Origin of the sequence: Sorangium sp. So ce362, from assembly GCF_051519845.1 — a bacterium.
Taxonomy (GTDB): Bacteria; Myxococcota_A; Polyangia; order Polyangiales; family Polyangiaceae; genus Sorangium.
On record NZ_CP150332.1, the window covers coordinates 721,015 to 747,953 of the forward strand.

The 26,939-nt window shown below is 72.0% G+C and carries 19 protein-coding genes; 10 read left to right on the top strand and 9 right to left on the bottom strand.

The window, feature by feature from the left end:
• The first annotated feature begins 51 nt into the window (after nucleotides 1-51).
• The 5 genes from WMF17_RS02920 (at nucleotide 52) to WMF17_RS02940 (ending at nucleotide 5,418) form a co-directional block, all read left to right on the top strand.
• On the top strand, nucleotides 52-1,275 hold the full coding sequence (locus tag WMF17_RS02920) for a DUF1015 domain-containing protein (protein ID WP_437600449.1): 1,224 nt from the start codon (nucleotides 52-54) through the stop codon (nucleotides 1,273-1,275).
• Between the two features lie 32 nt (nucleotides 1,276-1,307).
• Nucleotides 1,308-1,745, top strand: a complete 438-nt coding sequence (locus tag WMF17_RS02925) for a rhodanese-like domain-containing protein (protein ID WP_437600450.1) — start codon at nucleotides 1,308-1,310, stop codon at nucleotides 1,743-1,745.
• A 175-nt stretch (nucleotides 1,746-1,920) separates the two neighbouring features.
• The gene (locus WMF17_RS02930; protein ID WP_437600451.1) at nucleotides 1,921-2,685 is read left to right on the top strand and encodes a glycosyltransferase; all 765 of its coding nucleotides are present in this window, start codon (nucleotides 1,921-1,923) and stop codon (nucleotides 2,683-2,685) included.
• A 199-nt stretch (nucleotides 2,686-2,884) separates the two neighbouring features.
• The gene (locus WMF17_RS02935; protein WP_437600452.1) at nucleotides 2,885-5,053 is read left to right on the top strand and encodes a HAMP domain-containing sensor histidine kinase; all 2,169 of its coding nucleotides are present in this window, start codon (nucleotides 2,885-2,887) and stop codon (nucleotides 5,051-5,053) included.
• The gene (locus tag WMF17_RS02940) at nucleotides 5,050-5,418 is read left to right on the top strand and encodes a response regulator (protein WP_437600453.1); all 369 of its coding nucleotides are present in this window, start codon (nucleotides 5,050-5,052) and stop codon (nucleotides 5,416-5,418) included. The genes WMF17_RS02935 and WMF17_RS02940 overlap by 4 nt, the downstream gene beginning before the upstream one ends.
• Here the strand turns inward: WMF17_RS02940 and WMF17_RS02945 are convergent.
• Both WMF17_RS02945 and WMF17_RS02950 read right to left on the bottom strand, forming a co-directional pair.
• On the bottom strand, nucleotides 5,406-6,428 hold the full coding sequence (locus WMF17_RS02945; RefSeq protein ID WP_437647974.1) for a squalene/phytoene synthase family protein: 1,023 nt from the start codon (nucleotides 6,426-6,428) through the stop codon (nucleotides 5,406-5,408). The two genes, WMF17_RS02940 and WMF17_RS02945, sit on opposite strands and share 13 nt — an antisense overlap.
• A gap of 834 nt (nucleotides 6,429-7,262) precedes the next feature.
• Nucleotides 7,263-11,198 (bottom strand): serine/threonine-protein kinase, encoded by a 3,936-nt coding sequence (locus WMF17_RS02950; protein WP_437647976.1) that lies wholly within the window; start codon nucleotides 11,196-11,198, stop codon nucleotides 7,263-7,265.
• A 514-nt stretch (nucleotides 11,199-11,712) separates the two neighbouring features.
• Here WMF17_RS02950 and WMF17_RS02955 point away from each other — a divergent pair.
• A complete protein-coding gene (locus WMF17_RS02955; RefSeq protein ID WP_437647978.1) occupies nucleotides 11,713-12,234 on the top strand; it encodes a hypothetical protein in 522 nt (173 codons plus the stop codon).
• A 326-nt stretch (nucleotides 12,235-12,560) separates the two neighbouring features.
• On the top strand, nucleotides 12,561-13,691 hold the full coding sequence (locus tag WMF17_RS02960; protein ID WP_437600457.1) for a hypothetical protein: 1,131 nt from the start codon (nucleotides 12,561-12,563) through the stop codon (nucleotides 13,689-13,691).
• A gap of 102 nt (nucleotides 13,692-13,793) precedes the next feature.
• On the opposite strand, the gene WMF17_RS02965 is transcribed toward WMF17_RS02960, so the two are convergent.
• The 5 genes from WMF17_RS02965 to WMF17_RS02985 all read right to left on the bottom strand — a co-directional run bounded on the left by WMF17_RS02965 (nucleotide 13,794) and on the right by WMF17_RS02985 (nucleotide 20,640).
• Nucleotides 13,794-14,723, bottom strand: coding sequence for a trypsin-like serine protease (locus WMF17_RS02965; protein WP_437647980.1), 930 nt, complete (start codon nucleotides 14,721-14,723; stop codon nucleotides 13,794-13,796).
• Nucleotides 14,724-15,311: 588 nt separating this feature from the next.
• The gene (locus tag WMF17_RS02970) at nucleotides 15,312-17,102 is read right to left on the bottom strand and encodes a glycoside hydrolase family 15 protein (protein ID WP_437600459.1); all 1,791 of its coding nucleotides are present in this window, start codon (nucleotides 17,100-17,102) and stop codon (nucleotides 15,312-15,314) included.
• Nucleotides 17,103-17,431: 329 nt separating this feature from the next.
• On the bottom strand, nucleotides 17,432-18,946 hold the full coding sequence (locus WMF17_RS02975; protein ID WP_437647982.1) for an AMP-binding protein: 1,515 nt from the start codon (nucleotides 18,944-18,946) through the stop codon (nucleotides 17,432-17,434).
• 10 nt (nucleotides 18,947-18,956) lie between these two features.
• Nucleotides 18,957-19,226 (bottom strand): acyl carrier protein, encoded by a 270-nt coding sequence (locus WMF17_RS02980; protein ID WP_437600461.1) that lies wholly within the window; start codon nucleotides 19,224-19,226, stop codon nucleotides 18,957-18,959.
• 28 nt (nucleotides 19,227-19,254) lie between these two features.
• Nucleotides 19,255-20,640 (bottom strand): cystathionine beta-synthase, encoded by a 1,386-nt coding sequence (locus tag WMF17_RS02985; protein ID WP_437600462.1) that lies wholly within the window; start codon nucleotides 20,638-20,640, stop codon nucleotides 19,255-19,257.
• Between the two features lie 368 nt (nucleotides 20,641-21,008).
• Here WMF17_RS02985 and WMF17_RS02990 point away from each other — a divergent pair, with 368 nt between their 5' ends.
• Nucleotides 21,009-22,376, top strand: a complete 1,368-nt coding sequence (locus WMF17_RS02990) for a sigma 54-interacting transcriptional regulator (RefSeq protein ID WP_437600463.1) — start codon at nucleotides 21,009-21,011, stop codon at nucleotides 22,374-22,376.
• A 97-nt stretch (nucleotides 22,377-22,473) separates the two neighbouring features.
• Here WMF17_RS02990 and WMF17_RS02995 read toward each other — a convergent pair whose 3' ends face one another.
• Nucleotides 22,474-22,773: a CsbD family protein gene (locus WMF17_RS02995; RefSeq protein ID WP_437600464.1), complete on the bottom strand. Its 300-nt coding sequence runs from the start codon at nucleotides 22,771-22,773 to the stop codon at nucleotides 22,474-22,476.
• Between the two features lie 424 nt (nucleotides 22,774-23,197).
• On the opposite strand from WMF17_RS02995, the gene WMF17_RS03000 reads away from it, so the two are divergent.
• Entirely contained in the window at nucleotides 23,198-23,455 is a 258-nt protein-coding gene (locus tag WMF17_RS03000; protein ID WP_437600465.1) for a GlsB/YeaQ/YmgE family stress response membrane protein, read from the top strand.
• A 374-nt stretch (nucleotides 23,456-23,829) separates the two neighbouring features.
• Nucleotides 23,830-25,044: a pyridoxal-phosphate-dependent aminotransferase family protein gene (locus WMF17_RS03005; protein WP_437600466.1), complete on the top strand. Its 1,215-nt coding sequence runs from the start codon at nucleotides 23,830-23,832 to the stop codon at nucleotides 25,042-25,044.
• On the opposite strand, the gene WMF17_RS03010 is transcribed toward WMF17_RS03005, so the two are convergent.
• Entirely contained in the window at nucleotides 25,041-26,939 is a 1,899-nt protein-coding gene (locus WMF17_RS03010; protein ID WP_437647984.1) for a chloride channel protein, read from the bottom strand. The two genes, WMF17_RS03005 and WMF17_RS03010, sit on opposite strands and share 4 nt — an antisense overlap.

Sequence of the window (26,939 nt, forward strand, 5' to 3'; positions counted from 1 at the left end):
CCCAGCCGGAGCCGTCTCGACGCGCCCCGGCCGTTGGGCTAGTCGCTCTCCGTGGCCACCGTCCGACCCTTCCGCGCTTACCGACCTCCCCAGGCGCACGCGGCCCGCGTCGCCAGCCCGCCGTACGACGTCATCTCCACCGCCGAGGCGCGCGCCCTCGCGGCCGGAGGCCTGCACAGCTTCCTCCGCGTCTCCCGGCCCGAGATCGACCTGCCCGAGGGGACGGACGAGCACGACGACGCCGTCTACGCCCGCGGCGCGCGGAACCTCGCCGACCTCATCTCTGGCGGCGATCTCGCGCAGGACCCGGATCCGCACCTCTACCTCTACGCCCAGAAGATGGGCAATCACCGGCAGATCGGCGTCGTCGGCTGCGCCTCGGTCGCGGAGTACGAGCAGGAGGTCATCAAGAAGCACGAGAAGACGCGCCCCGACAAGGAGGACGACCGCGCCCGCCACATCGAGGAGCTCGGCGCCCACGACGAGCCGGTGTTCCTCACGTACCGCGCCGACACGGGCATCGACAGCGCGGTCGCGCAGGCCACGCAGTCGCCGCCCATCTACGATTTCACGACGGCCGACGGGGTCGAGCACAAGCTCTGGGTCCTCGGCCGCGAGGCGACCGCCGAGCTCGAGGAGCACTTCCAGGCGATCCCGACGCTCTACATCGCCGACGGCCACCACCGCAGCGCCGCGGCGGCGCGCGTCCACAGGACGCTGCGCGGCGACGGCGGCGAGCACGACGTCTTCCTCGCCGTGGTCTTCCCGCACGACCAGATGAACATCATGCCGTACAACCGCGTCGTGCGAGACCTCGCCGGCCGCAGCGCCGAGGCGCTCCTCGGCGCCCTGGGCGAGCGGCTCGACGTGGCGCCGGCCAGCGACGGCGCGGCCGCGACCCCGGCCAGCCCGCGGTCGTTCGGGCTCTACCTCGGCGGCCGCTGGTACACCGCGAAGGCCCGCCCGGGGTCGTTCGACGCGAAGGACCCGGTGGCCTCGCTCGACTGCTCCATCTGCCAGGACCAGATCCTCGGCCCGATCTTTGGCGTCAGCGACCCCCGCCGGGACAAGCACGTCGATTTCGTCGGCGGCATCCGCGGCATCGCCGAGCTCGAGCAGCGCGTCGACTCGGGCGCGTTCACGATGGCGATCCACCTCCATCCGACGCAGATCGGCGAGCTGTTCGCGGTCAGCGACGCGGGGCTGCTCATGCCGCCGAAGAGCACGTGGTTCGAGCCGAAGCTCCGCAGCGGGCTCTTCATTCATACGTTCTGACGAAAGCGCCGCGCCGGGGGTAGACTGCGCCCATGGCGGACATCAAGCGTGTATCACCCGAACAGGCAAAGAAGCTCATCGACGAGGAGGGGTATCTCTACCTCGATGTCCGGAGCGAGCCCGAATTCGCCGCCGGGCACCCGAGCGGCGCGCACAACGTGCCGCTCATGCACGCCGCAGCCGGCGGCATGAAGCCCAACCAGGACTTCCTCGACGTGGTCTGCTCCCTCTACCCGAAGGACGCGAAGATCATCGTGGGTTGCCGGTCCGGACAGCGCTCGATGCGCGCGGCCGAGGCCATGGTGTCGGCCGGCTACACGGCCGTCATCGATCAGCGCGCCGGCTTCGAGGGGCCGCGCGACGCGTTCGGCGCGCTCACCGAGAAGGGGTGGGGACCGGCCGGGCTGCCCGTCGAGACGACCACGCCCGGCGCGTCGTACGCCGAGCTCCGGCAGAAGGCCGGCAGGTAACGATCCCGCCGAGTGATCCCGGCGCAGGCGGGCGATCCAGACGAGCCGCGCCGGCGTCGCGACCCGGACGTCCGCGCTGTCGGGCGCCTCGGCGGGCGCCCTGTACAGCGCGAGCGGCTTCGACCGCTCCGGATCCGCGGTTTGCCGAGGGCCGCGCCTTCCGCTAGGAACTCGCGTGCTCCACGGTGCGCGCGTCGCAGTGGTCATCCCCGCGCGGGACGAAGCGCGGTGGATCGCCGAGGCGGTTGGGTCCGTCCCCGCCTTCGTCGACCACGTGATCGTCGTGGACGATGCCAGCCGGGACAGCACGGCCGAGATCGCGCGCGGGACCGGGGACGAGCGCCTCGAGGTGCTCGTGCACCCCGAGTGCCGCGGCGTCGGCGCGGCGATCGTCGGCGGCTACCGGCGCGCTCGCGCCCTGGGCGCCGCCGCCGTCGCCGTCATGGCCGGCGACGGGCAGATGGACCCCCGCGACCTCCCGCGCGTCGTCGCCCCGATCACCTCGGGCGAAGCCGATTATGTGAAGGGCGACCGGCTGCGGCACCCCGACGTCTTTCGCGTCATGCCCCTCCAGCGGCTCGCCGCGACGGCGGCGCTCGCCGCGCTCACCCGCCGCGCGGCGGGGCTCGACGCCCTCTCCGATAGCCAGTGCGGATACACCGCCATCTCGGCCCGCGCGATCGACGCGCTCGACCTCGAGGGCCTCTGGCCCCGCTACGGCTATCCGAACGACCTGCTCGCCGCCCTCGCGGCGCGCCGCCTCCGCGTCCGCGAGGTCACCGTGCGCCCCGTCTACCGCGGCGAGGCGAGCGGCTTGCGCGCGCGCCACGTGCTCACCATCCTTCTCCTGATTGCCAGGAATGCCATAAGGCACCGCCTGAGCCCATCAGGGAAATCGCAGATCGCCCAGGCCAGGACGGAACGCGTGAGTCGGAGTTGACCGAATCGACAGGAACCCTCGCGTAAAAGGTCGACAATCCGACCGCTGGTTCCATAGCAAAGCTGCCTGGCGACCTGACTCATCGGCTTGGCGCAGCGTGCCCCGCAGGCGTGGGCCCCGCAGCCATGCTTCAACACGGGGGGTGACGGACGTGGCGATCAGCCGAGCCGCCTGGTCTAGAATCTGGAATCCGGGGAGGGTGCGGACTCCGTCCTTCACGCCCCGGGTCGTGGCTTATGCGTTCGGCATCGAGCTGCCGTATAGCCTGCTCGTCCCGGTCGCTCACCTGCGGCTCCTCGGCGTCGTGGACTCATCGATCCAGGCGCGTATGCTCGGGCTGATCGGGCTCATGTATGTCGTGAAGACCGCGGGCCTCATTGCCCTGCTCGTCCACATGCTGCGCCCGATCGAGCACCTGCGGCGGTACGCCGTGGGCCACCCCCTCCAGAGCGGCGCGGGCGTCGAGGAGCGGGGCGGCGGCGCGGCGCCGCCGGAAGGGCTCATCCTCGCCGCGGCGAACGCCGCCTACGACACGCCGCTGGCGTTCGCGACGGTCTGGGCCGTCTCGTGGGCGCTGCTGTACCTGCCCGTCACCGCGGCGTTCTACTACATCGCGCCGGCCCAGAGCCCGCTCGACGTCCAGCGCGCCGTCGCGCTGGCCCTGTTCGCGCTGGCCCTGTTCGCGGCCGCGCTGCCGCTCGCCTACAGCATCCTCGGCCGCCTGCTCTCGCCCGCCGCCGGCGTCATCTCGCTCATCGCCCGCGAGCGCGGCCTCTCCGTGCCCGGCAGGGGCTACTCGCTCGCCGTCCGCCTCGTGATCCTCGGCGCCTGCCTCGCCATCGCGCCGACGAGCTGGATGGCGGCGATGGTGCTCGGCGAGACGGCGGGGCCGGCCAAGCCCGGCCTGAAGCTCACGCTGGCGATCTTCTCGATGGTCGCGGTCACCTGGGCGCCCGTCTGCGCCGGCTTCCTCGCGGGCGCCCTGGCGGGCCCGCTCCAGCAGGTCGCCGCGGTCATCCAGAAGATCGTCCAGCGCGGCGAGGTCGACCGGCTGGAGCGGATCCCTGTCTACTTCAAGGACGAGATCGGCGCCCTGGCCGGCGGCGTCAACGCGATGGTCGATCGCCTGGAGGAGTCGTCCCGGCGCAGGCGCAGCTACCTGGCGGAGCGCGAGCGCCTGCTGCAGGACGCGGCGCAGCGCGCGGCGCAGCTCGGGGCCGTGCTGGACAACCTCGTCGAGGGGGTGTTCGCGTGCGACCTCCACGGCCGGCTGACGATGATCAACGCCTCGGGGCTCCGGCTGCTCGGGCTGTCCGGTCGCTCGGAGCAGGACGGCCGGATGGTCGAGGAGGTCATGGACCTCAGCCGGATGCGCCACAGCGACGGCCGCCCCTTCACGCGCGACGAGCTGCCCATGGTGCGGGCGCTCGCCGGCGAGACCATCGTGCAGGAGGAGCAGGTGCTCGCGAACGGCCGCGCGGGCCGCGACGTCTTCCTGCGCACCAGCGCGGCGCCGATCCGCAGCGAGGGCGGGGCGATCCTCGGCGCGGTCACGGTCGCCCGCGACGTGACCGAGCTCATGGAGCTCGATCTCGTCAAGGACCAGTTCATCCGGGTCGGCGCGCACGAGCTCAAGACGCCGGTCGCGATCATGAAGGGCTACGCGCTCGCGCTCCTGCGCAACATGGACGATCTGCCGGCGCCCCGCCGCAAGATGCTCGAGGCCATCGACCGCGGCGCGGACAGGATCAACCGCATCGTCGACGATCTCCTGGCCATCTCGCAGGTCTCGCTCGACGTCCTCCACGTCTCGGAGGAGGACGTCGACCTGAAGGCGCTCCTGGACGAGACGGTCGACCGCGTCGCCAAGTCGGCGAGCCGCCACCGCGTGCGGTTCGCGCTCGACGCCGAGCGGCCGCCCGTCGTGCGCGCCGATCCGGAGCGGCTGCGCCAGGTGCTCGCGAGCCTCCTCGACAACGCGGTGAAGTACTCGCCGGACGGCGGCGACATCGACGTCCGCGTCGCCGTGGTCGAGCGCGCGCCGGTGTCCTCGCCGCCCCGCTGCGACGCCGCGCTCTTCTCGCAGCGCCACGGCGCTTCGCCGGGCTTCGAGGCGGTCGTGTCGGTGCGCGATCAGGGCGTCGGTATCCCGACCCACAGGCAGGAGCGCATCTTCGAGCGCTTCTTCCGCGCCCACACGGACACACGACATGATTACGGTGGGATGGGGATCGGGCTGTTCCTTGCGAAGGACATGATCTCCCGTCACGGTGGTCGTATCTGGTTCGAGAGCGAGGAGGACAAGGGCAGCACCTTCTATTTCACCGTTCCACTCAGCAGCGCGGCCCCCGCGGTCGACCGACAATGAGCGAAAGACACGCAAAGACGGTGCTCCTCGTGGAGGACGACGCGGACCTCGTGGCGCTCGTCTCCCTCGTGCTCCAGGAGGGCGGTTACCGGGTCCGGATCGCGAGCAACGGCCGCGAGGCGCTGGCCAAGCTGGAGCACGACCTCCCGGATCTCATCCTGCTCGACATGAAGATGCCGGTGATGAACGGCCCGGAGTTCGCCCGCGAGCTCGAGGTCCGGCACGGGCGGCAGGCGCCCATCATCGTGCTCACCGCCGCGGCCGACGCGCACCGGCGGGCCGCCGAGGTCGGCGCGGACGCGTGGCTGGGCAAGCCGTTCGACCCGGACGCGCTCCTCTCGACGGTGAGGCGTTACACCGGGTGAGCGCGCGGGAGCTGCCGCCGCTCGGCGAGGTCGCGCCGCACCTCGGCCCAGTACCGCGCGGGGAACCGGCGGTGATCGAAGCCGATCGCGCGGAACACCCGGGTGATGCGGGCATAACGGCGCAGGCTCCACTCCCTCATGATCTCGAGCGAGGGGTGCAGCCCGCGCGCGCCGATGAACGGCGCTGCCCGCGCGTAGAGCGACGGCATCACGTCATCGAGCCAGGACCGCATCAGGCGCTCGTATCCGGGCGTATCGACGCACCGTCCGGAGATCACCTGAGCGCGCGTGACGCCGTGACGCGCGAGCTCCTCCTCGGGCAGATAGCAGAGGCCGCGATCGGCGTCCTCCTGCATGTCCCTCAGGTTGTTGAAGAACTGGTCGAGCCGGCCGAACTCCCCGGCTGTATCCCAGTGCTCCTTCGTCAGGAACGGAACCAGCTGGAAGATATGCCCCGACAGCCGCCCCAGCATGGTGTCGTGCTCCTTCATGGTGCGGATGAGGAGGCCGGGAGCGTGGTAGTCGGCGAGGGCGAGCAGGTAGGCGTCCCAGGCGGCGAGCGAGCGCGCCTGCATGTCGTCCTGGTCGCGCCGCGCGCTCGCGGGATCGTGCCCGGGGCAGGCCGCGTCCCGGAGCCACAGCGCGCGGATGGCCGAGAGCTCGCCGGCGAAGGGGCAGCTCGGATCGACGAAGCCGCGTGAACGGAGCAGCCTCCAGGCCTCCATGAACCGGCTGAAGCGCCGCTCGTGAGGCTCGATGCGCTCGTTCTCGGCGAGCCGGTCGACGATGCGGATCCAGCGGAGGCGGTCGAGCCACGCCTGCTTCATGTCCGGTTCGAGGCCGAGCACCCAGGCGGCGTTGTCCTCGTCCTTCAATGCGTCGTCGGAGAGCGCGCGATAGTGCGATGAGCCGACGACCGCCGAGATGGTCTGGTAAGCAGTCCGCTCCGACGCCGGCGCCGCAGCGGGCAGGCAAGGCAGTCGGGTGGAGATGGGTTGAATAGGTTTCACGAGATCGCGTGCCGCACGTTGATGGTGCCTGTTTCTGGTGTCGCCCTGGGCTCACGCGCGGTCGTCGGTGATTATGGACGTGGCCCATCCTGGTTACTTGGGATCACCTGTGTCGATGATGGCTTGTGGCCCTCTGTCTTGCAGGACTTTCCGCTCTTCCGCGAGATGCGGGATGACGCCCGCTCGCCTTCCTTTATGAGACCTTATAGTCTCCCAGTCGACGCGGAAATTCGTCGTCCAGGGCACGGGCTCCGGAGATAATGCATGGATTCCCTGAGTGTTTTGCCCGTGAGTTGGGGACACGCCGGCAATGGTCGTCGGTGTATACCCTGGGTTGATACATTGTCGAACGGACAAAGCCGGGATTGGCTCGACGTTCTCGCCACTTTGTGCTCCGTCGCGGCGGTCTTTGAGGCGTCCTGGGCAGAGGGGTTTTCCGGAGCTCCGGGTGGATGGCGGCTCTGCCCACATGACGTCCTGCGGCCCGACGGCGCGTGTGCGCCGCGGGGCGAGCCTCTTTTCCTGTCGTCCAGTCCGCTTTGGCGCGCGGCGCGATGGGGCCGATCGGAGGCGCGATCCTGCGCGGTGCTAGACGCTCTCGTGAGCTCTATGATTCAGCGCTTGTCTTCGCACCGCTCGTGATGCGGTGAACGCGGCGATTCTGTGGTTGCGAACACGACTCAAAGCGGTCATCCGTGCCTGTCGGACCATCCGCTCCAGACACAGCAGATGGACGTGAGGAGGGGCCCCGGCGAGCCACCTCACCTCTGCCGCGCGGGCGGACGCCGACGGGGGGCCGGCGGCGTCGTCCGCCGCCCGGCGCGGCCCTGCGCGCTAGCGCTCGCGCAGCCGGGCCACCCGGTCGCGCCAGTACTGCAGGTCGAGCGTCGAGAAGAGCGCGACGGCGCGCGCGATCTGGCGCTCGCGCCGCGGATCGCTGCGCGCGAGGTGCCGCGCGAGCTCGAAGCGGGCGCGCGCCTCGTCGACGGGCAGGCCGCGCCGCACCGCCTCGTCGATCGCCGCGGCCCAGAGCCGCCGCGCGCGCGCGCGGCCGCCGGCGAGCCACGCGGCGAGGCCGCGCAGGCGGAGCGAGATCGAGCGCCCGAGCGGGAAGACGCGCGCGTACCGGTCGAGCGCGCGGCACGCCTCCGCCGAGAGCCGCCCGAGCTCGCGCCGCTCCGACGGCGCAGAGGCCTCCTCGAGCAGCGCGAGCAGCACCTCGCTCGTCGCCGCATAGCCGTACAGGCAGTGATAGCCGGCCGGCTGTCCGTCGCGGATCATCGGGAGCGTCCGCTCGGCGGCCGCGCGCGCCTCGCCGCGCGCGCCGCGGAGCAGGTGCCCCAGCGCGACCTGGCCGTGCGTGATCTGCTGCGTGCGGTCGCCGAGCCGCTGCACCTCGTCCGACAGCGCGTCGAAGATGGCCGTCGCGCCCTCGCCGTCGCCGAGCAGCAGCCGGCACTGCGCGCGCCCGCTCTCCGCCCAGAGGTGGCCCTGCGCGTTGTCGCTCGCGCGCGACGCCACGGCGAGCGCGCTGTACAGATCGAGCGCCTCCATCCAGCGGCCCTCTGTGTGCGCCACGCCGGCGAGCAGCGTGATGCACTCCTCCCTGCGGCGGCGGTCCAGCAGCGCCTCCGCCAGCCGCTCCGCCTCGGTGAGCAGCGCCCGCGCGTCCCGGCACCGGCCCTCGCCGAGCGCCGTCAGCCCGCGCAGGAACGAGACGAACGCGACGCCCCGCGGATCGTCGAGCGCCGCGGCGGCCTCGGTCGCGCGCGCGGCGTAGGCGTCCACGACGGCGTTCCACGGCACGTACCCGAACGCGACGCTCAGGGTCGCGTAGCCGCGCGCGAGCGCGAGCGACGGGCCGAGCCGCGCCGCGGCGTTCGTCGAGGCCAGCGCGGCCAGGAAGGCGAGCGTCGGCTCGTTGCGGAACAGGTAGGTCTTGGACAGCGTCTCCGCCGCGAGCGACGCCTCGGCGAGGCGCTCGCGCTCGACCGCGTCGCGCGCGACCGGGATCGGCAGGCCCGCGACGTGCGCGAGCTGCAGGCCGAGCTGCTTCATCGAGGCCGTCGCGGCGCGGAGCCGCTCCCGGAGCGGCGCGCCGCCCCCCGCCGCGCGCAGCCACGCCGCCTCGCCCTGCGAGAGCAGCTCGAGCGCCGCCGCGCAGTGCCGCTCCGCGCCGAGCAGGTGGCCGACGTTGTAGTGGGCCTGGCCGAGCCGCCGCTCCCAGCGCGCGCGCCGGAGCGGCGAGGCGCGCTCCTCCGCCGCCAGCGCGCCGTCCAGGTCGAGAGCCCTCCTGTAAAAATCCACCGCGTCGCCGGACGCGCCGGTCGTGAGGGCCTGGTCGCCCGCCTTGTCGAGGTACTCGAGCGTCTTCTGGACGACGCCCGCGATCGCGTAGTGGTGGGCGAGGAGCGGGTACGACAGCGCGAGGTCCGGCGCGTCGCGGTGCCGCTGCTCGATCGCGCGCGCCGCCGCGCCGTGCAGGGCCCGCCGCTCCGGCTCGGGGGTGCCGGCGTAGACGACCTCGCGCAGCTTGTCGTGCACGAAGCGGAGCTGCCCCGGCTCGGTCTCCTCGAGCACGTGGCGGCCGGCGAGCTCCGCGAGCGCGTCCATCGCCTCGACCTCGGCGAGGCCCGCGGCGCCGAGGAGCAGGCGCTCCTCGAGCTCGCGGCCGAGCACCGAGGCGAGCCGCGCGAGCGCGAGCGCCTTCCGGCTCAGGCCCGACAGCCGGCGCGCCACGAGCTCGCGCAACGAGCCCGGCAGCGGCAGCGACGCGGGCGGCTGGCTCGCGCGCGCGGCGCGGGCGAGCGCCTGCGCGGCGGCGCCCTCGGCGCTCGCGCGGATGCGCCACACGTAGGCCTCGTCCCGGTAGATCATCCGCTCCTGGATCGCGGCCCGGAGGTACTCGGCGATGAAGAACGGGTTCCCCTCCGACTGCTCGAAGAGATAGCGGACGAACGCCTCGGGCGGCTCGTCCAGCGCGAGCATGTCGCGCACCATCCGCCCGACCGAGCCGCGGTCGAGCCGCCCGAGCTCGATCCGCGACGCCCAGGGCGCGCCGAGCAGCGGGGCGAGCGCGGGCGCTGCCTCCTCGGTCCGGTACGCGCCGAGCAGGACCACGGGGTGGGCCGCGAAGTAGGCGGCGTCGAGGTGCTCGAGGACGTCGCGCGAGCTCGCGTCGGCCCACTGGAGGTCGTCGAGCACGAGCAGGACGGGCCTCGTCGCCGCGAACGCGGCGAGCGTGTCGGCGAGCGCGGTCCGCAGCCGGTAGCGGGCCGCGTCCGGCGGCAGCTCGGGCGGCTCCGGGGCGCGCTCGTGGCCGCGGAGCTGGGCGAGCGACGGCTCGTACGGCGCGAGGACCTGGCCGCGCGGGCCGAGCAGCGCGTCGTAGCCCCAGGGCCCGAGCTCGTTGCACCGGTCGGCCACCGCGAGCAGGAGCGGGCGGAACGGGTGGAGCGGCGCGGCCTTGACCGCGCCCTCGCGCTCGCCCTCGGCGGACACGGCCGCGCACGCGCCCGTGACCACGGCCATGTGGACGAGCGCCGCCTTGTGCACCGCCTCGACCGCGAGGCGCGTCTTGCCGACGCCGCTCTCGCCGCCGACGAGGACGAGGCTGCCCTGGCGGCGCTCGTTCGCGCGCTCGATCGCCTCGTTGATCTGCCGCAGCGCTTCGCCGCGCCCGGCGAGGCGCGGCCGGTACAGGTACGGCTGCGCCGGCGGCGCGGGCGCCTCGTCGCGCGGCGGCGGCGCGTCGCCGGCGCCGAGCCCGGCGAGCGCGGTCGCCACGTCGTCGGCGTAGCCGAGCCGGTCCTCGGGGCGCTTCTTCAGGAGCCGCGCGATGAGGGCGTCGAGCTCGGGGGGCACCTCGGCGACGAGCTCCGAGGCCGGGAGCGGCTCGGCGTAGAGGTGCATGGACAGCACGACCGAGCTCGAGTCGCCGAGGAACGGGACCGCCCCGGTCACGGCCTCGTAGAGCATGCAGCCGAGCGCGTAGAGGTCCGCGCGCGCGTCGACGAGGTCGCCGCGGATCTGCTCGGGGGACATGTAGTCGGGGCTGCCCATCAGCCTGCCGCCGGCCTGGAGCTCGTCGCGCCCCTTCTGGCCCTCGAACCGGAAGGCGAGCCCGAAGTCGAAGAGCACCGGCGCCCCGTTCGCGCGGATGAACACGTTGTCCGGCTTGAGGTCGCGGTGGACGAGCCCCCGGCCGTGGACGTACGCGAGCGGCCGGCAGATCGCGCGGAGGAGCGTCAGCGCCTGGCGGAGCGCGCCGCCGGCCGCGCGGTGGAACGGGCGCGGCGCGAACGGCTGGTACGAGCGCGGGATGACCGAGGCGGGCGCGATCTCGGCCGTGGCGGTGCTCGTCTGCGCGTGCGCGTCGACGCTCGCGGACACGCTCACGGTCACCTCGCTGTTCACGGTCGCGCGGGCGCGCCAGCGCTCCTGGTTGTGATCCCGGAGCGTGCGCCCCACGAGCAGCTCCATCGCGTACCACGGGATCCCCCCCTCTACCCCCTCGTCGAGGATCCGCACGACGCCCGGGTGCTGGACGCCCCGGAGCGCGTGGATCTCGCGGCGGATGCTGGAGACGAGGCTCGCGTCGCCGACGCAGACGGTCTTCAGCGCCGCGAGCGCGCCCGTTCCGCTGTGCTGCGCGCGGTAGACGACCCCCATGCCGCCGCGGCCGAGGGGCGCGAGCACCCGCCACGGCCCGATGGACACGGGGAGATCCGGAGGGGGCCTGGCCTGTCCCGAGCTAGGCGTCGTGATCATCTGGGGACCGAGGCCCTCCGGGCCTGGGCCGGGATGAGCTCCAGGTGGCAGGCCAAAGGCGGTTCCCCCACATCGCCGCTGGGACTGAGTACATCCACCCGAGGGGCTGCGATGATGTCACGAGGCGGCCGACCCTACAACAAGTCCGTGTCGAGCCCCGATCATCGCACGAGCGCCGCGTCCTGTGGCCGCTGCACCGACAGGCGACCACACGCGGTCACGCGTCGAGGTCGAGTCGCGCGTCGAGTCGCGATGTCGCGGAGAGCCTCCCGGGGCGGCGCTCGGGCGAGGACGTCTCGACTCCTCTGAACGCTCGGGCGGACGCTCGGGTTGTCGAGAATGGTTTTCCTTTCTCGCTCGGTGCATCCCGCATCTCCGTGGTCGATGTCCTGTTTTGCCGGGCCGTCGCAGCGCCGAGCGGTCGAATCGTGCACAGCTGTGCTCGCGGTACATGGCTTGCTCCCGGGTGCGCCACGGCCGTGCTCGCGGCCGCACTTAGAAAGGAAGATAGCGAATGAAGCGAACGACTCGTATCGGGGCCCTTCTGACCGTCCTGTCCCTCGTCGCGTGCGGCGGCGAAGGTGCAGATACCGCCCCGACGGACACCGCCATGAGCAGCAAGCAGCTCAAGGACCTGACGGCCGATGACGTCCAGTCCACCTGCGACTCGCTCGAGGCGAGGGTGAAGCTCTCCAAGGAGGATGCGTGTGAATATATGGGTCTACTCGCGGCTTCCACCCTCGAGAAGCCGTGCGGCACGTTGAGGGACGAGTGCGTCGCCGCGGCGGATCCGGCCGAGGATGAGAACATCGAAGCGGACTGCATGCCTCCGACCGACCAGCGCGCGGGCTGCACCGCCACCGTGGCGGAGTACGAGGTCTGCCTGATCGCCCAGACGCAGCTGGTCCGGGCGCTCACGTGCGACTCTGCCCTGAGCTCGCTGGACGTCGTTCCTACGGAGTGTGATGCGGTGGCGCGCAAGTGCCCGCAGCTCGTCGCGACCGAGGGCGAAGGCCAGGGCGCCGAGGACCCCTGAGCGCGGCGCCGCGGAGCGGGTGATCGGCAATCGTCGGCGCTCGATCGACCGACGCGCGCGCGACCGACGCGCGCGCCTCGCTGCCTGAACGAATTGCGGGTAGGCCCGACACGGCCGCTCAGCGGCCGTGAACCCCCTTATCCCACCTCCGTTCTCGTGGATCTTTTGATTCCCACCGATATTCGCGCTCGTCCGCGCCTTCGAGGGCAACTCGTCGTAAGATGGGCCCCGACGCTGGCGTGTCCGGGGGGCTTTCGGCCCCGGCGCATCGGCACGAGCGAGGCCGCGGCTCCCGCCGAGGGCTCGCTCGAACCGAGGAGGATTTCATGAAGATCACCAAGCTTTCCGGAGTGTTCGCCCTGCTGCTGCTCGCCGCTGCGCCCGCATGCGGCAAGGACGAGCAGCCGGCCGAGGCGAACGCGACGGTCGAGGCGACCGCCACCGCCGAGTCGACGATCGGCGAGGGCGCTTACGTCGAGGAGCACGAGAGCGGCAAGGCCGCCTTCAACGTCGCCGCGGACGGGAACGTCAAGGCCGCGGTCACCGGTCCGGACGGCGAGCCGATCCGCGAGGACGTGAGCGGCACGCTGCTGTGGAAGGATGCGTCCGGGGAGAAGAGCGTGCCGCTGACGTTCGACGCGAAGGCCGGCGTCCTGGTCGCCGCCGGCCCCAAGCTCGACGCCGACCTCACCGAGATCGGTTACACCCTCAACGTCGCCGGCAAGCCGTGGAGCGGCACGCTGCACGTCCCCGCGGGCGGCACCGCCGAGCTCTACGCCAACGCCAAGGGGGCGGCGGATCTCGGGCTCCCGGAGGGGAAGCTCGGCCCGCACGGCGGGCGCATCGAGATCGTCGGCGACGACCGCCTCGAGCTCCTCGTCGACGAGGCGACCGGCGAGGTCCGCGTCTTCGCGCTCGACGCCGATCTGAAGCCCATCGACATCGGCGAGCGCAAGGTCACGCTCGGCGTGGTGGCCGAGGCGCCGCAGGTGGTCGTGCTCGTCCCGGTGGCCGCGACCGCGGGCGTCGCCGCGGGGGCGTACCTGACCGGCAAGCTCGCGCTCGCCGCCGATCCGCTGAAGGTGACCATCGCGGTGCGGAACGCCGGTCGCTCGGCGGTGGCCCTGTGCGGCTACCGGGCCGGAGCGGCGTTCGCCGTCCACGCGCGCGCCCCGCGCGTGAAGCTGCGCATGAAGACCGACTGGCACGCGCACGCGCACGCGCACGCCGACCTGAAGGCGAAGGCCGATCTCGATCCGAAGGTCCACGTCCACGCCGGGGCCGGCGCGAAGGCCAACGCGAAGGCCCACGTGAACGTGAAGGCGCCGAGCGTCCGGGTGACGCCGCCGAGCGTGAACGTGAAGATCAAGGCGCCCAGCATCTCGATCCCCAAGCCGAGCTTCAAGGCGTCGGCCTCGGCGCGCGCGAGCGCGGGGGCGAAGGTGGGGACGCACTGACGTGCGCCCCGGGGGGAGGGGCGCGCGGCGCGGGCCCTTCCTCCCGTTCCTTCCGCCGGTTCCTCCGAGGCGTCGGAGAGCGCACCGCGGGTCAACAGGCTCTCATGGGCACGCGACCGAGTTCGGCAAGCACTGGTTGCACGTCGTGCCGCCGCCGGGCTCGCAGCAGTGGAATCCCGAGGGGCACGCGGGGCCGGGGGGCGGCTCGGGGTCGTACACGCGCTCGGTGCACACGGTGCCGCAATCCAGCATGAGGCCCGTGTTCCTCGAGGTTTCGTACATCCAGGTCCGATTGGGCGGGAAGAGCGCGGCCTGCTGCTTCATCGAGAACGAGGGCGCGTCGAGGTAGCGACCCGAGTGGACGCCCACGATCGCGCGCACGCCGTCGCGGGTGAGGAGCCAGGGCGCACCCGAATCTCCGCCGCAGGTGTGCTTGCTCCCGTAGGACGACTTGATGGTGCGGACATTGAAAGACTCTCTGTCCATGACGAAGCCGGTGGCGATGCGCTTCGTGCTGTCGGAGCCGCCGCAGCCCGGGTCCGACAGGCCATAGCCGATGATCGAGAACTCGCGGTCGCTTGTCGAGCTCGACGTCCAGGGCGACGTGTAGCCAAAGAGCCTGGCCGTGCCGGTGACGCCGAGGTTGACGCCGGACGCGCCCGTGAGCCGGACGATCGCGATGTCATGATCAACGTCCGGCGAGAGCCCGGAGCCATAGAACGTGTGCTGGTACGTGCGCGCGTTGCCGGTGTAGACGTTCACGACCGAGCCGGCGGTGTTGCGGGTGCTGACGCTGACCGTCGTGAGCGCGCCCTGGGCCAGGCTGTCGACGCAGTGAGCGGCGGTGAGCAGCCAGTGCGCGGTGAGGACGGACGCCGTGCAGCGGGCCCCGATGCCGGTGAACGTCAGGTTCACGATCCACCGCTCTGCGGTGGTCGCGGGCGAGTTGGTGAGAGGCTGCAGCGCCTCGCCCACCTCGTCGGCGCCCTCGAGCTCCAGCTCGCTCCAGCTGGTCGCGCCCTCGGTATCCATCGCGCAGCCGCTTGTGGCGAGCACAGAGAAAGAGAGGGCGGCTGCAAAAGCATGAGTCGATTTCATGTGATGTCTCCCTGAACTGATTGGCTATGAGCGGGTCATGCCCTGTGTTGGTGATGAACAGCGCTGCGCGCGAACGCGCGCTTCGACCTCGATGAAGGCAAGCTCGTCTCTGCGTGCCCGGTCAAAGCCGCGTGTCGGCGAGGAGAGCAACACTCGGGCCAGCCCTCGGGCGCAGAGCGCGGCAGCCTTCACGGCCCGCGCGCCGCTCGTCAGGCGATTGATCTGCACTACGGGACGGTCCCGCGTTGCGCGCCGTGGCGCGCTGGAGGCCGTCAATTGCGCGAGGACCTGCTCACTGTGCGAAGTCTTGCGCATGCGCGCTGCGCTGCCGTTGCTCGGCCAGATCACGCGCATCGCGCGTCGCCCGGTCGCGTTCCGGAAGGAGCCCGGCGCGTACGAGCCCCCGGAGCGGTCGGACGCCTGAAGCGGGGCCAGGCCAGCGCCGTCCACGCGCGCGCCCCGCGCCCCGGAGGGAAGGGCGGGCGGCGCGGGCCGCCCGGCGAGCTCTTTCCTGCGGACTGCCTACGGGTGCTGGCGGTCCTCGGCGGGGCCGCCGGCGTGGTCGAGGTTGCGGGCCGTGTTGATCAGCCCCACGTGCGAGAAAGCCTGGGGGAAGTTGCCCACCAGCCGGCCGGCGCTCGGGTCGTACTCCTCGGCGAGCAGCCCCACGTCGTTCCGCAGCGAGAGGAGCCGCTCGAACAGCGCTCGCGCCTCGTCGACCCGCCCCTGGAGGGCCAGGTTGTCGGCCAGCCAGAAGGAGCAGAGCAGGAAGGCGCCCTCGCCGGGCGGGAGCCCGTCGACGCCGGAGCGGGTCGGGTAGCGCTCCACGAAGCCGTCGCGGCTCAGGCGCGCCTGGATGGCGGCCACGGTGCCGACCATGCGGGGATCGGTCGCGGGGAGGAAGCCGACGAGCGGCAGCATCAGCAGGCTGGCGTCCACGTCCTTGGAGCCATAGTGCTGCACGAAGCTGTTCAGCCCCCCGTCGAAGCCCCGCGCGCAGACCTCGGCGTGGATCTCGTCGCGCAGCCTTCGCCACGTGGCCGCATCGCCCGGCAGGCCGAAGCGCTCGACCGCCCTCACCGCCCGGTCCATGGCCACCCAGGCCATCACCTTGGAGTGGGTGAAGTGGCGGCGCGGCCCGCGGATCTCCCAGAGCCCCTCGTCGGGCTCGCGCCATGCCGTCTCGAGGAAGCCCATCACCGCCCGCTGCACCTGCCAGGCGTCGTCGCTGAGGGTCAGCCCGGAGCGCCGGGCGAGGTGGAGCGCGTCTATCAGCTCGCCGTAGACGTCGAGCTGGTGCTGATCGTAGGCGGCGTTGCCGATCCGCACCGGCGCCGAGCCCTCGTAGCCTGGCAGCCAGCCGAGCGTGAGCTCGGTGATGCGGCGCTCGCCCGAGAGGCCGTACATGATCTGCAGCTTCGCCGGCTCGCCGGCCGCGGAGTTGACGAGCCAGGTGCGGAAGGCCTGCGCCTCGTCGAGGTAGCCGCCAGCCATCAGCGCGTAGAGCGTGAAGGTCGCGTCGCGCAGCCAGCAGTAGCGGTAATCCCAGTTGCGCACGCCCCCGAGCAGCTCGGGCAACGAGGTTGTCGGCGCCGCGATGATCCCGCCGGTCGGCGCGTAGGTGAGGGCCTTGAGCGTGATGAGCGAGCGCAGGACGTCGTCGCGATAGGCGCCCTCGTAGGTGCAGCGGCCCGACCAGGCGCGCCACCAGGCCGCGGTGGCGTCGAGCTCGTGCACCGGGTCGAGGGCGAAGGGCACGGGCGCATACGTGGGCGACCAGGTGAGCGCGAACGGCACGCGGTCCCCGGCGGCGACGGTGAACTCCGCGACCGTCCGCAGATCTTCGCCGTGCAGCGGGACGGGCGTGTGCAGAAACAAGGTGTCGGGCCCGGCCGTGGCCCGGATGCCGTCGGGGGTGCGCTGGACCCACGGCACCACCCAGCCGTAGTCGAAGCGGATGATCAGCTCCAGGCGCAGGGGCACGACGCCGCGGCGGCCGACGACGAGGCGCATCACGTCGGGGGCGGCGTCGCGGGTCGGCATCCAGTCGATGACGGAGACCACGCCGCGCTCGGTCTCGTGCTCGGTCTCGAGAATCAGCGTGCCGGGCCAGTAACGTCGGCGCACGCTGCGCGTGGGCTCGGCCGGCGCGATCTGCCAGCGGCCGTGCTCGGGCGTGCCGAGCAGCGCCGCGAAGCAAGCGCCCGAGTCGAAGCGCGGGAAGCAGAGCCAGTCGATCGATCCGTCGCGGGCCACGAGGGCCGCCGTCTGACGATCGCCGATCAGCGCGTAGTCCTCGATCCGGGAAGGCATGGGGCGGCTCCTCTCAGCGGGAGAGCGGCGCGGAGCCAGGAACGCCGGGGTGTACGGTCAACGCGCGCATCGCATCGCTCCTGTGGGGCGCTCACCGCTGCACGCCCGCAGCGCACGAGGACCTCGGCGAGGCCGCATGCCGGTCGAGCGCTGCGGTGCCGGGTCGGAGCCGTCCTGGACGGGGAGTCGGGCCATCCAGCGGGCTCGGGCGTGAACGCCCTCCTGCTTCTCCACTTCTCCATCCATATCCATCACGGTCTCCTGGTGCCTTCAGGGGAGGGACGGAAGCGGGGGAGGGGCCGTGCTGGCCGCATGACGCGCGCAGGCGCTCATCCTGGCAGCGCGCGATAATCGATCTTCCCCGTCGCGGTCCGCGGCAGCTCGTCCATCATGACGATCTTCTCCGGGACCATGTACGGAGGCAGCCGCTCGGCAAGGTACATCCTGAGCGCGTGGTCGTCCGCGTCCCCTGCGAGGGCGACGAAGCCACGGAGCGTCTTGCCGAGGCGCGCGTCCTCGACGGCGATCACGGCGGCCTGGCGCACGGCCGGGTGCGACGCGAGCGCCGCCTCGATCTCGCCCGGCTCGACCCGGTAGCCCCGGACCTTCACCATCCGGTCGATGCGGCCGCGGAAGTAGAAGAGCCCGTCGGCCCTGCGCTCCACCCGGTCGCGCGTCCGGTACGGGCCGCCGTCGACGGTCGTCGGCCCCGAGACCACGAGCTCGCCCGTACCAGGGCCCTCGATGATGCGGCCGTCCTCGTCTTCAGCGAGCAGCGCGCAGGCGGCGTAGGGGCACGCGCCGCCGATCGGGAGCTCGCTCACCCCGTCGAGCGCCGCGCGGTCGACGCGGTGAAACGTGCAGACGTTCGTCTCGGTCGGGCCGTACAGGTTGTAGAGGGCCGCGCCGGGGACGCGCGCCGCGAGCGCCGCGAGCTCGCGCGGCGGGAACACCTCGCCGGCGAACAGGAGGGCGCGCACCGGCGGGGGGAGCGCCCCGGCCGGTGCGCCCGCGTCCGCCGCGGGGAGCGCCGCGGCGAGCTTCATGAACATCGACGGCACGCCGTAGATGACCGTCGGCGCGAGCGCCGAGACCGCGTCGCGCAGCGCGCGGCCCGAGGCGAGATCGCGCCGCGCCATCGTCGCGAGCGTCGCGCCGGCGCGGAGCGTCGCGAGGTGGTCGAACCACGCGAGATCGAAGACGAGCTCGGCCACGCGGAGGACCCGATCCGCCGGCGCGAGGCCGATGAGGTCGATGCAGAAGGCGGTGAACGCGTCGAGCCCGGCCCAGGTGATGGGGACCGGCTTCGGCTCGCCGGTGCTGCCGGAGGTGTGCAGGATGCACGCGAGCTCCTGCGCCCCGGCTTCGCAGGCTTCGCCGCCCGCCCCGGCTTCGCGGGCTTCGCCGCCCGCGCCTGGGGGCGCCGCCCCGCGCAGCACCCGCCCCTCGGCGTCGAGCTCCACGCGCGCAAGGCCCCCGCCGAGCTCGGCGCCGATGCCGTCGGCGAGGGCCGCGGCGGCGGCGTCGAGCACGAGCGCGCGGCATCCCCGGGCCCGCGCGATCCGCCCGAGCCGCGCGGGCGGCGCGGTCGCGTCGAGCGGGACCGCCACGACGCCGGCCGTGAGCACCCCGGCGAGCGCCACCGGCTCGTCGTGGGCGCGGCCCGAGGAGAGCAGCGCCACCCGGTCTCCGGGGCGCACGCCCGCCCCGGCGAGCGCCGCGCCGACGGCCGCCGCGCGCGCCGCGATCTCGGCGTACGTGACCGCGGCGCCGCGCGACGCGAGCGCGACGGCGTCGCCGCGCGCGGCCAGGTCCTCGACGCGCAGCCGGTAGGGGCCGGCCACCGCGGCCTCGCTAGCCCTGCGCGGCCGCGATGCGGCCGGCGACGAAGCGCGCCATGCGGTCCACGGTCGACACCTCGTCGACGTCCACCTCCTCGTCCGGGATCTTCACGCCGAAGCGCTGCTCGATGAACACGAGCACCCGCGTCAGCGACATGGAGTCGAACCCGGACCCGCCCTCGAAGAGATCCTCGTCCGGGGCGAGCGGCGCCTTGCGAAGGAGGATCTCGTTCACGATATGGTCGTGCAGCGCGCGCCGCACCGCCTCGAGGTCTTGTGTCACCGCGATGCTCCCTCTCCTGTCCGGGCGCTCAGCCGAGCGCCGGCGTCGCCTTGCGGGCAAGATAGTCGATGAGGTCGATCTTGGACACGACGCCGAGGACCGTGTCCTTGTCGACGACGAGCGCGATCTTCGCGTCGCTCAGGACGCCCTTCAGGAGCTCGACCTTCGTCGCCGGCGTCACGGTCGCATAGTCGCTCTCGACGAGCCCGCCGATGCTCGAGTCGAGCGTGCCGCTCCCCTTCACGAGGTGCCGCAGCAGGTCGACCTCGTGGACCATCCCGCGCAGCTTGCCGTCCTCGGTGACCGGGAGCTGGCTTATCCCGTGCGATTTCATCATGTCGATGACGTCGCGGACCCGGGCGTTCGCGTCGGCGGTGACCACCGCCCCGCTCGGCTTGACGGCGAGCAGATCGCGCACCGTCCCGAGGCCCTTGTCCTCCTCGAGGAAGCCGTTCTCTCGCATCCAGTCGTCGTTGAAGATCTTGGAGATGTACTTGGACGCGCCGTCGGGCAAAAGGACGAGGATGTTCTCTTTCTTCCCGCTCTGCCGCGCATACTTGATCGCGCCGGCGACCGCCGCGCCCGCGGAGCCGCCCACGAAGAGGCCCTCGAGCCGCACGAGATCCCGGGTCATGAGGAAGCACTCCTTGTCGTCGACCCGGACGATCTCGTCGATGATCTCGAGGTTCATCGTGCTCGGAAAGAAATCCTCGCCGATCCCCTCGACCTTGTAGGCAAAAGGCTTCGTGATCCGCTGGGTCTTCACGTAATCGTAATAGAGCGATCCCACCGGGTCGACGCCGACCATCTTGATGTTCGGCTTGCGCTGCTTGAGGACCTTGCCCACGCCGCTGATGGTGCCTCCCGTCCCCATGCCGGCGACGAAGACGTCGAGCTCGTCGCCGCACTGCTCCCAGATCTCGGGGCCGGTGGAGCCGACGTGGGCCTCGGGGTTCGAGGGGTTATGATACTGGTTCGAGTAGAAGCAGTTCGGCGTCTCGTCGGCGATGCGCCTCGCCACCTGGTAATAGCTGCGCGGGTCGTCGGGCTCGACGGCGGTCGGACAGACCACGACGCGGGCGCCGTAGGCGCGCAGGGTCGCGATCTTCTCCTGCGACATCTTGTCTGGCATGACGAAGACGCACTTGTACCCGCGGATCGCGGCGACCATGGCGAGGGCGGCGCCGGTGTTGCCGCTGGTCGCCTCGACGATCGTCCCGCCCGGCCTGAGTCCGCTCGCCTCGGCGTCGCGGATCATGTTCAGCGCGACCCGATCCTTGTGGCTGCCGCCCGGGTTCAGGTACTCGCACTTGACATAGATGTCGCTCTCGATCCCCTCCGTGACCCGGTTCAGCTTGACGATCGGCGTGTTGCCGACGGCTCTCGTGATATCGCTGAGCGCGCCTCGCATCATGGAGGGACCTCTACCCGCCGCGCGCCGCAGCGACAAGAGGAGCGAGCGGGCGCGGAGGGCCCCGTTACATCGCCTCTCGCACCCGGCGCGCGGCGGCTCACGGGCGCTTTCGCGATCGTCGGGCGGCGAGGGTATAGGGTCTTATCCATGATCTCCCGCCGAGCCGTGATCGCCGCGTGATGCGTTCCACGCGCACCGGAGCGCCCGTCGCCCTCGACGCGGCGCGCCCGGGCGGCGCCGAGCAGCCCGCGGAGGTCGTGCGGGAGCCGGTCCGCGAGGCCGGTTCGCGAGACAGGGCGCCGCGCGCCCCGGGGAAGATCGCCGGGCGGCCCCGGCCATGCGCCGCACCGTCGTGGTAGGCTGGCGAGATGGGCTCCGAGCCGAAGGTTCACCCGAGCGCCGAGACGGCGCTCCTCGATGTCCGCTCCAAAGAGATCGCGTTCAGCCGTTTCCGCGTGCAGGTGACGGCCGGCCCCGACGCCGGGTCATCCCAGGTGTCGGACGCGACCGAGTTCGTGATCGGCACGGCGCCCGGCAACCAGCTCATCCTGACCGACCGGGCGGTGTCGCGGCACCATTGCGTGATCACCGTCACCCCGCGCGGCTTCCTGCTCCGCGATCTGGGCAGCAAGAACGGCACGACCCTCTCCGGCTTCCGCGTCGAGGCGGCCTACCTCCAGCCGGGCGCCACGCTCGGGCTCGGGCAATCGACCCTCCGCTTCGAGCCGCTCGCCGAGCAGATCCGCGAGCCGCTCGGCGACGAGGAGCGGTACGGCCGGGTGCTCGGGCAGAGCACCGCGATGCGCCGCATCTTCGCGGCGCTGCCGCGGATCGCCGCGTCGGACTCGACGGTGCTCATCGAGGGAGAGACGGGCACGGGCAAGGGCCTGCTCGCCGAGGCGATCCACGAGAGCAGCCCGCGCGCGCGCGGGCCGTTCGTCGTGATCGACTGCGGATCCATCCCGCCGACGCTGATCGAGGCCGAGCTCTTCGGCCACGCGAAGGGGGCGTTCACGGGCGCGCAGGCGGCGCGCGCCGGCGCGTTCGAGGCCGCGCGGGGCGGCACCGTGCTGCTCGACGAGATGGGCGAGCTCCCGCTGGACATGCAGCCGAAGCTCCTGCGCGTGCTCGAGGAGCGACAGATCCGGCGCATCGGCACGATCGAGCCGATCAAGCTCGACATCCGGATCATCGCGACGACAAACCGCGATCTCCGCCAGGAGGTGAACCGCGGGAATTTCCGGTCGGACCTCTATTACCGGCTGAACATCGTCCGGCTCCGCGTCCCCGCGCTGCGCGAGCGCCCCGACGACATCGCGCTGCTCACGGCGCACTTCTACCGGCAGCTCGCGCAGGGGCCGGACCAGAGCCCGCCGGGCGACCTCCTCGAGGCGTTCATGCGCCAGGACTGGCCGGGCAACGTCCGCGAGCTGCGCGGCGCGGTGGAGCGCGCGGTGCTGATGATCGATCCGGCGCTGTTCCGCGAGGCGGTGATGGGCTCGGGGGAGAGGGAGAGCGGCCTCTCGGCGCCGGAGGCGCTCCGGGACGACGAGCTCAGCCTGTCGTTCCGAGAGGCGAAGGAGCGCGCCGTGGCGCGCTGGGAGCGGACGTATCTGACGGCGCTCGTGCGCGGGAACGGCGGCAACCTCTCGCGCGCCGCCCGCGCGGCGCGGATGGACAGGAGCCACCTGCGCGAGCTCCTCCAGCGGCACAGCGTCTCGGCGACCGAGGTGTGACGGCGCGAATCTGCACGGAAGTCCGGCCTTCCCCGGCCGGACTTCCGTCGGGCGAGCCAGCGCCCGCCCGCTGCTGCGGGCGAGCAGGGGGCGACCTCTACTGATTGTCCTTCTGCCGGTTCTCTCCCTTGAGCTCCTTGGCCTTCCCTTCAGCGGCCATCTGCTCGTTGTCGACGAGCTTTCCGATCCGGTTCTTGATGGCGCCGGCGGCCTCCTCGAGCGCGCCCTGCGCGCGCTCATCGGCCTTGGCGTCCTCCTGCTGGACCTTTCCTCGGAGCTCCTTGGCGCGGCCCTCCGCTTCCATCTGCTCGTCTCCCATCAGCTTGCCGAGGCCCTTCTTGATCTTGCCGCCCAGCTCGTCGGCAGCCCCTTCATTACGGTCGCTCGCGTTGCTCATTGTACCCTCCTCCGGGTGGACACCCGTAGAACATGTCTGCGGTGCGCCATGATCTCTGCACCTGGCAACATCTGAACCTAGCAACCGCCGCGCCACCGCGGCGCGCCGGGTCTTGTCGAGGTCGTGAGGGCGAATGGGGCAGGCTACCTCGCCCGCCCCCTGTTTTTCAGCTCGCCTGAGGCAATACGCCACGCTGCCCTCAAGCAAGCAGTCCCACAGCGCAGTCCGACCGTCCTGGCTCTCCAGAACGCATTCTGCGCCGCGGTCGAATCTCGCGACGGGAAAGGTGACCCGGCGCTCTGTCCGCGGCGTTCAGCTCGCCTGTGGGCCTGTGGAGAGGCCGGACTCCACGGCATGGCGCGGCGCTTGCTGAACAGGCTGCATAGCAACCAGGAGCGCTTCGCTCCGATCCGGGAGGTTCATCATGTCGTTCATTCTCTTTCTCCTGTTCGGCCTCGTCATCGGCGCTCTGGCCCGCCTTATCGTCCCGGGGCGTGAGCCTGGCGGGTGGGTCGTCTCGATGATCATCGGTGTCGTCGGCTCCTTCGTCGGCGGGCTGCTCGGCCGCATGCTCTTCATGTACCGTGAGGGCGAGCCGGCGGGGTTCTTCATGTCCCTGATCGGCGCCATCCTGCTCACCGCCGGGTATCAGGCGATCGCGCGGCGCCGTTCGGCGGTATGAAAGGGTCGATTGACCCTCTCGTGAGGCGCTACGCCCGAGCTCGTCCCGGGGGGCGACGTGGCAGAGCTCCCGCTCCGCTGCAGTGCCCTGCGGCGTCCGGGAACACCTCGGGTCGACCGCACGACGAGCGGTGGATGAGGCGTCGCTGTCCATGAGCCCGTCTCTCGGGCTCAGGCGCCGCGGCGCTCTCCTCCCCCCGGCGGTGGGCCGGAGGGGGCCCTGCTCGTCGCATGGCTCATCCCCCCAGGGTCGTGCGACGAGCAGGACCGCCTCTGGCCGGCTTGCCCGGTAGAGCTTCTTGCCCGGTAGAGCTTGACGCGGCAGGATGCTCTGGGCTTGCTAGCGCGCTCCGCGCTCCCGCCCAAGGTCCTGCCATGTCGTTCTCCATTCTGCCCCCGCCGATCACGCCCCTCGCCGCGATCCTGCCATCCGAGCCGTTGCTCCTCATGGGCGCCGGTCCGGTGCCCATCCCGCAGGCGGTCGCCCAGGCGAACGGGGTCATCATCAATCACCTCGGCCCCACCATGGACCGCGTCATCCAGAACGTGAAGTACATGGCGGCCTACGCGTTCCAGACGCGCAGCGACAAGATCATCGGCATTGCCGGGCCCGCGTCCGCGGCGATGGAGATGGCCGTCTCGAACCTGTGCTGGCCCGGGCGCAAGGTCCTCTGCCTGAAGGTGGGGACGTTCAGCGGGCGCCTCGGCGAGATGGCGCTCGGCGTCGGCGCCGACGTGACCTTCCTCGAGGGGCCGCCCGGCCGGCCCGTGACGCTCGCGGATGTGCGCGAGGCGATGAAGAAGCAGCGCTACGACGTGGTCACGATGGCGCACGGCGAGACGTCCTGCGGCGTCCGCATGGTGGAGCTGCCGGAGATCTGCAAGCTCGCGAAGGCGCAGGGCGCCCTCACGATCGTCGACGCGGTGGTCACGCTCACGGCCATGCCGGTGCACATGGACGAGTGGGGCATCGACGTCGGCATCGTCGGCGGCCAGAAGGCGCTGTCGTCGATCCCGGGCGTGTCGGCCTGTGCGTTCTCGCAGGACGCGTGGAAGGTCGTCGAGGAGCGCCCCTCGCCGCGCCCGCACTGGTGCTACGACGCCACGCGCGCGCAGCGGTTCTGGGGCTACCAGCAGTACCACTACACCGCGCCGGTGCCCGGCGTGCTCGCGCTGCACGAGGCGCTGCGCCTCGTCTGCGAGGAGACGCTCGAGCGGCGGTTCCGCCGCCACGAGATGAGCTCCCTGGCGATGCAGGCGGGCCTCGAGGCGATGGGGCTCGAGCTGTTCGCTTCGAAGGACGTGCGCCTCAACAGCGTGCTCGCCATCAAGCTGCCGGCCGGCGCCGACAGCGCCCGGATCCGCGAGTACATGACCAAGGCCTTCCGCGTCGAGATCTCGGGCGCCTTCGGCCTGAACATCGTGCGCGTCGGCCAGATGGGCGAGCAGTGCCGCTCGCACAACCTGTTCAAGACGCTCTACGCCATGGGCATGAGCTTCCAGCGCGAGGGCGTGAAGCTCGACGTCTCCGAGGGCATGGCCGCGCTCGAGCAGGGGCTCGCGGGCGATCGCAAGTACTTCGTCGACTAGCTCCGCCCGCCTGCGCCGCCGGCAGTCCGGGGAGAGATCACCTGGCTTTCGCCATGGGTCGCGGCTGTGAGCGCCGGCTCGCGGCGCTGCGCGGCCTCGATCCGGCTCCGGTGCGCGTCGAGCAGGTCGCTGCGCGTCAGCATCCCGAGCACCTTGCGGGGCGCCTGCCGGGACACGACAGGGAGCCTCCCCACGCCCTCGGTGACCATGTGATCGGCGGCCTCGCGGAGGGAGCTATCGTCGAACACCACGGCGGGCGGCCGCCGGATGAGGTCGCGGATCGCGAGCGCGCCGGGCTGCTCGGTGAGCACATCGCGCTGGGTGACCACGCCGACGAGCTCCCCTCCGCGGTCCACGACCGGGAAGCCCTGGTGGCGCGAGCCCTCCGCCTGCGACAGCAGAAAGGCGCGGGCCGCCTCGACCGTGTCGTCGGCGGCGAGCGTCACGGCGGGGCGAGAGCCGGCGTCGCGCACGGTGATCTGCGCCAGGTGATCGGCCGCGTACTCGACCATCACGCGCGCGCCGCGGCGGGCGAGCTTCTCGGTCATGATGGAGTGCCGCATCAGCAGGCTGGAGACGAGGAACGCCGCGCTGCAGCCGCCGAGCAGCGGCAGCAGCCCCATCGGCTGCCGGGTCGTCTCGAACGCGAAGACGACCGAGGCGAGGAGCGCCCGGGAGGCGCCCGCGAAGATCGCCGCCATCCCGACGAGCGCGGCGACGCGCGCGTCCACGCCGAGCCAGGGGAAGAGCGCGGCGGCGGAGAGGCCGAGGATCGCGCCGAGCCCGCCGCCGATGGTGAAGAGCGGCGCGAGCGTCCCGCCCGAGGTGCCGCTGCCGAGCGCGATCGACCAGGAGACGAACTTCAGCACCGAGAGCGACACGAGCGCGGCGAGCGCGAGGTGGCCGCTCAGGATGTCGTCGATGTTGTCGTACCCCACGCCGAGCGTCTGCGGCGCGACGTAGCCCACCGCGCCGATCGCGACGGCGCCGATCGCCGGCCACCACATCCAGTGGAGGGGCAGCCGCTCGAACGCCTCCTCGATCGCGTAGATCGCGCGGGTCGCGCCCATCGCCGCGACGCCGAGCGCCGCGCCGAGCGCGATGTAGAAGGCGAGCGCGGGGCCGGTCGAGGGCGCCACGGCCGCCATCTCGAACGCCGGCGCGGTCTGGCCCGCGGCCAGGCGCGCCGCGGCGGCCGTGGCGGCGGCGAAGGCGACGGGGATCACCGAGCGCGGGCGGTACTCGAAGAGCAGGAGCTCGATCGCGAGCAGCACGGCCGCCACCGGGCTCCCGAAGGTCGCTGACATGCCCGCCGCCGCGCCCGCGGCGAGCAGCGTCTTGCGCTCGTCCGCGGTGGTCCGGAGCAGCTGCCCGACGAGCGAGCCGAGCGCACCGCCTGTCGCGATGATGGGCCCCTCCGCGCCGAACGGCCCGCCTGTGCCGATCGCGATCGCCGCGGAGAGCGGCTTGAGCAGCGTCATCCGCGGCGGGATGCGGCTCTGGTTGAAGAGCACCTGCTCCATCGCCTCCGGGATCCCGTGGCCGCGGATCGCCTGGGAGCCGTAGCGCGCCATCACGCCGACGACGAGCGCGCCGGCGATCGGCACGACGAGCACGAGCGCGCCCACCTGGTGCTCGGCGGGCGACGCGGGCGCGGCGGACAGCCGGCCGAAGAACGCGAGGTTCGTGATGACGGCGATGAGCGCGGTGAGCAGCTCCGCCGCGAGGAAAGCGACGCCGGCGATCGCGATCGCGAGGCCGCTCACGAGGACGACCCGCCGGTCGACGGCGGCCCTGGGGGCGGGGACGTGGAGGACCTCGAGGGCCGGGCCCATCGAGGGGGCGACCGGGATGCTCTCGGTGGCCGCGGTGTGGGGGGGGTTCACGCTCGACAT